Annotated in this window: 3 protein-coding genes and 1 other annotated feature; all 3 genes read right to left on the reverse strand. The window is 32.7% G+C overall.

From position 1 onward, the window contains the following. Positions 1–121: 121 nt before the first annotated feature. The 3 genes from rplL to HGPG_RS09810 all read right to left on the reverse strand — a co-directional run bounded on the left by rplL (position 122) and on the right by HGPG_RS09810 (position 2,257). Positions 122–505, reverse strand: coding sequence for a 50S ribosomal protein L7/L12 (rplL, locus tag HGPG_RS09800; RefSeq protein WP_019125915.1), 384 nt, complete (start codon positions 503–505; stop codon positions 122–124). Positions 506–551: 46 nt separating this feature from the next. After that, on the reverse strand, positions 552–1,088 hold the full coding sequence (gene rplJ, locus HGPG_RS09805) for a 50S ribosomal protein L10 (protein WP_019125916.1): 537 nt from the start codon (positions 1,086–1,088) through the stop codon (positions 552–554). 8 nt (positions 1,089–1,096) lie between these two features. After that, positions 1,097–1,218: a sequence feature (ribosomal protein L10 leader region), on the reverse strand. Positions 1,219–1,615: 397 nt separating this feature from the next. Further along, positions 1,616–2,257: a DUF6198 family protein gene (locus HGPG_RS09810; protein WP_019125917.1), complete on the reverse strand. Its 642-nt coding sequence runs from the start codon at positions 2,255–2,257 to the stop codon at positions 1,616–1,618. Between the last annotated feature and the right edge of the window lie 46 nt (positions 2,258–2,303).

The following is a 2,303-nucleotide window of genomic DNA, read 5'->3' on the forward strand; positions in this document are numbered from 1 at the left end:
GCCTTAAAAAAAAGAGAACTCGCTGTAAAATGAGTTCTCTTTTTCTTTACAAACTTATAAATTATTTCCACAAAAAAACTGCCCCAATGGGACAGTTTCTTTAAAATTTAAATAAGTTAAATTATTTAACTTCTACAGTTGCGCCAGCTTCTTCAAGTTTAGCTTTGATGTCGTCAGCTTCGTCTTTTGAAACGCCTTCTTTAACTGCTTTAGGTGCTCCGTCAACTACTGCCTTTGCATCTTTAAGTCCAAGTCCTGTAAGGTCTTTAACTACTTTTATAACTTTAACTTTTTCTTGTCCTGCTTCAGTGATGATTACATCAAATTCAGTTTTTTCTTCAGCTGCTGCTGGAGCTGCGCCAGCTGCTACTGGAGCTGCTGCTACTGCTGCTGGAGCTGCTGCTGATACTCCGAATTCTTCTTCAAGAGCCTTAACTACTTCTGATAGTTCTAATACTGTAAGTTCTTTAACTTCTTCAATTAATTTTTCTACTTTTTCTGACATTTTATTTCCTCCGTAATTTTATAATTTTAATTTTTTTGCATATTAATTATGCTGCTTCATTTTCTTTCTTATCAGCGATTTGTGCAATAACTCTTGCAAATCCTGATAGTGTTCCATTTAATACATTAGCAAATCCTTGGATTGGTGCGTTCAAGCCGCCAAGTACTTGTGCAACAAGAACTTCCTTAGATGGTAATTTAGCAAGTGCATCAACTTCAGAAAGTGATAATACTTTTCCGTCAACATAACCTGCTTTAATTTCTAATGCTTCATGACTTTCTGCAAACTCAGATGAAATTTTTGCTGCGGATGCTGGATCTTCCATTCCGAAAGCAATAGCGCTTGGTCCCTTTAAAAATTCTTCAAGACCACTTACTTCTAGTTCTTCAAAGGCACGTCTCATCATTGTGTTTTTATAAACTTTGTAGTCAACATTTGCTTCTCTAAACTTGCTTCTAAGTTCAGTTACTTCTTCAACTGTTAGACCTCTGTAGTTTACAAGTACAATTGATTGAGCTCCTTGAATTTTCTCTTTAATTTCATCAACTAGGGCTTGTTTTGATTGTAGTTTTTCTTCTTTCAATTTGTCACCCCCAAAATAAAAAAATCTCACGCCGCCGTGAGATGTGAAAATCAAATAAATCCGAATTTCAAACCTCGGTAGGACTTATGGCATTGCCACCTACTGTCTGCGGCTTAGTAACATTGATATTATATACAGTCTTTGGATCTTTGTCAATGATTATTTGTATTTATTTTTATTTTTTTTCTTTCATCTTATCTATTTTTATTCCCTATTATTATATAGAATTTTATAAGGATTATAAAGTTTTTTCTATTTTTATCATTTAAAAATTATTTTAAACTTATTTTTATTATTTTTCCCAGCTCTATAGCCTTACAAATTTTCTCATACATCTTTATAAAAAATGTAAGCTCCAAAGTTTTCGGATCTTTTAAGCCTAAAAAACCTCGTCACGCTAATCTTTATTAAAAAAATAGTGCAAGCTAGGAATTACTTCCTTTCTTACACTATATTTGCTACTAAAAAGTAGCCGAAGCTACCCTTTTTCATATATAAACTTGGAAATCTTTATTTAAAATAAAATTTTAAATGGAAAGATTTGTTTTTTCCACTGCTGGACTAACATTAATCTCAAATTGACCTACTAAAACAGATGATATTGTTGTAGTAACTAGAGAATAAATTATTCTAGCAAGGGGAATATAAGTTAAGGACATTACTAAGACAATTACGTCCATTAGTAAGTAGGCATAAGAAATATTTATCCTACTCTTATTTGCTACTACAAGAGCCAAGGCATCGTCTCCACCTGAGGCTCCTCCTTGAGATACTACAAGTCCACAACCTAGTCCAATGCCAATGCCTCCAAATACAGCTGCCAAAAATGGATAGCTATAAAGATTAGGAATGATTGGTCCCATAAGGGAAAATATTTTATAGAAGATGGCAAAAAATAATGAAGCCAATAAAGTCTTTCTTAAAAATGCCTTTCCAAAAATATTTATTCCCATAATGATACAAATCACATCCATTATTAAACTTAGAATTGATGGATTTATACCAAAGGTCTTATAAGATAATAAGGCCAGACCTAGGATTCCACCTTCTGTAATTTGAGATGGAATATGAATATTTACAAGTGTAAATGACTCAATCATAGACCCTAAGATAATATTAATTAGTTCTGTTCTTGTTAAATTAAACCAAGCCAACTTTTGATTTAGCATTTTAACACCTCCTTAATATTTCGCAATATAAGAAGGGTATCCAACC

Origin of the sequence: Peptoniphilus grossensis ph5 (genome assembly GCF_000311825.1) — a bacterium.
In the GTDB taxonomy this organism is placed as follows: Bacteria; Bacillota; Clostridia; order Tissierellales; family Peptoniphilaceae; genus Peptoniphilus_A; species Peptoniphilus_A hominis.

Excerpts from the sequence above, each read along its gene's own strand:
- rplL (WP_019125915.1), bottom strand. The coding sequence starts at position 505 with ATGTCAGAAAAAGTAGAAAAATTAATTGAAGAAGTTAAAGAACTTACA.
- HGPG_RS09810 (WP_019125917.1), bottom strand. The coding sequence starts at position 2,257 with ATGCTAAATCAAAAGTTGGCTTGGTTTAATTTAACAAGAACAGAACTA.